This is a genomic window from Arthrobacter sp. 05T47, assembly GCF_056395825.1.
On the sequence record NZ_JBFTKG010000107.1, the window covers coordinates 1 to 2,078 of the forward strand.

Sequence of the window (2,078 nt, forward strand, 5' to 3'; positions counted from 1 at the left end):
CCACCAAGCCTKCTCATCAATGKAGGCAATCCGTATGCGTATTTCAGCCGCACGTGGACGTCAATTTCCGGTAGGCGACGTCCTTCAGGCAATGGCTGACTACAACGCTTCAGTAGAGGGAGCTCCACCGCCATTGCCCTTCATCTACGAAGTTATCGAGCGCGAGCTGTTGAAGAAATGGAAAATTCACAAGACTCACGTGGGAATTGGCGAAATTTGAAGAGGTGCGTTTGTTATCTGAATCATGACGGCACAACCCGACTGAGAGCTGCCGTTTCGCTCAGAAGGGGCAGGTTGCCGGAATGACGCCAAATGCCCGCATCTTGGAGTGGGGTCAGCGTCAACTCTTGGCGCAGCTACGACTGCCAAGGCTATCAAGTCGCCATAAGCAGCGCCTCAGCGCCGCTTCCCATCGACAAATTCCCTAAGTAGCCCCGGCGGGTCGCGGCCAAGCGCCTCTGCGACCTGGCAGAACTCGATCACGTCGATCCGACGCTCCCCTCGCTCGACCTTCGACACGAAGCTTTGAGGACGCCCCAGGCGGGCGGCTAGCTCGACCTGCGTGAGGTTGGCGGCCTTACGTGCCGCGACGAGGAATTGAATGAACTCCTGATGCCGCTGCGTGAAGACGGATGACGGCAATGAGCGCCCCTGAGAGGTGAGGCGCTTCCGTTAAATCCGATCTTGGGATATCCCAGAACGGGTTATTTTGAGGCGTACAAGCTTCCGCACTTGCCCGCTAAGGCCAACACGCACCCCAACTATCAAGGCAAGAGAAGCAACCGCCAGCACACCGAACGCGCAAAACCGAGCATCTTATATGATGAAGAACATAGTTCTCATCGAGATCGGTAAAAATGATTTAGCCAGAGGAAATCTATGTCTCGAAATGCTGTCAGATTGACGCTATCCGCCATCGCCGTTTTCTACGTCGTCGTAGGCGGACTTTGGGCGACAAACTACTTTCCACTCAAAGATCACTACAAGCAGCATGATATCAGGAGGAGCATCGTGCTGTCGTCCAAGGACCTCAACTGGAGCGAGGACCCAGAATACAAGAAGGCGGACGAGTCCGTGACCGCCTACGCCCTGACCCACCCAAGCCTGGACGTGATCGAAAGCCGGATTGTCCTCTACGAGACAATTTTGCTGTGGGGCACGGTCGCCCTGGCGGTTGGTGGCGCTGTCTTGCTGCTGACGCGGGGCAAGCCCAAGGCAAGAAGTCGATTGCTTCTGGGGACGCCGCCTAGCCTTTCAGCAAGAAACCATAACACGAACAATTATCTAGCTGGCGCTTAGCCCTCGCGGCGAGATCCGCCAACCACATCCCGAGCCCTCGCGACCACCGTCGCGGGGGCTTTTTCTTTGCCCAGAAAGGAGAGCGCCATGCTTTCGCTCACCGATCGCGACGCGGTGACCGCCGCCCTGACCGACCCCACCCTAGATCCAACCTTGCGCGCGCTTATTGGCCTTCGCGTCTGGCAGGTCGATACAGACCGCCAACAGCCCCTCGGCGACATTCTCCAGATCGTCGTTGTCCAACCCGGCGACACGTCCGAGGCCATACACGAAGCCGTCGGCTATCCGATAACGTGGGACCAGGCTGAACAGCCAGGGTTCGAGTGGATCAACGACCACGGCTCATGGTTTGAGATCGCCTACATCCTGACCGACGAGTTCGGCATGTTGGTGTTCGTGGCGGATGATCCAGGCACGAACTTCTGCCTGCGCTTCAATTGCCTCGCCTACTGCGACCGCCCCACCAAGGATCGGGACGCATGACCAACAAGATCCTTGCCTTGCTCGTCCTGGGCGCGGCCTTGGCGGTCCTCAAGGCAGCGGCGATCGTGCTGGTGATGGCGCTGCTGCTGTCGCTGCTTTTCGCCTTCATTGAGCGGCCTGGCGACACGTTGGCGCTCCTCGCCTGCCTGGGCCTGCTCGGGCTGGTCGGAGCACACCCCTTGGTCGTCATCATCACCATCGGCGTTGTCGGGRTCGCGTCGGCGGCGGCGAGCCTAATACCGAGGGCACACTCCCACGCCCCTCCTGAGCGACGGCCGCAAACAACACCCCAACTC

Annotated in this window: 5 protein-coding genes; 4 read left to right on the plus strand and 1 reads right to left on the minus strand. The window is 58.8% G+C overall.

All coding sequences use genetic code 11. The features are described from left to right. The coding region (locus AC1DEY_RS23020; RefSeq protein ID WP_476870020.1) for a hypothetical protein at positions 1-220 on the plus strand (220 nt) is incomplete at its 5' end. A 176-nt stretch (positions 221-396) separates the two neighbouring features. Here the strand turns inward: AC1DEY_RS23020 and AC1DEY_RS23025 are convergent. Continuing rightward, the gene (locus AC1DEY_RS23025; RefSeq protein ID WP_476870021.1) at positions 397-642 is read right to left on the minus strand and encodes a helix-turn-helix domain-containing protein; all 246 of its coding nucleotides are present in this window, start codon (positions 640-642) and stop codon (positions 397-399) included. A gap of 258 nt (positions 643-900) precedes the next feature. On the opposite strand from AC1DEY_RS23025, the gene AC1DEY_RS23030 reads away from it, so the two are divergent. The 3 genes from AC1DEY_RS23030 to AC1DEY_RS23040 all read left to right on the plus strand — a co-directional run. After that, positions 901-1,299 carry a hypothetical protein gene (locus AC1DEY_RS23030; RefSeq protein ID WP_476870022.1) on the plus strand — a complete coding sequence of 133 codons (399 nt, stop codon included), beginning with the start codon at positions 901-903 and terminating at the stop codon, positions 1,297-1,299. Positions 1,300-1,386: 87 nt separating this feature from the next. After that, complete coding sequence (locus AC1DEY_RS23035; protein WP_476870023.1) at positions 1,387-1,782, plus strand: hypothetical protein; 396 nt, start codon at positions 1,387-1,389, stop codon at positions 1,780-1,782. After that, positions 1,779-2,078: hypothetical protein (locus AC1DEY_RS23040; protein WP_476870024.1), on the plus strand; the 300-nt coding region annotated here is incomplete at its 3' end. The genes AC1DEY_RS23035 and AC1DEY_RS23040, both read left to right, overlap by 4 nt.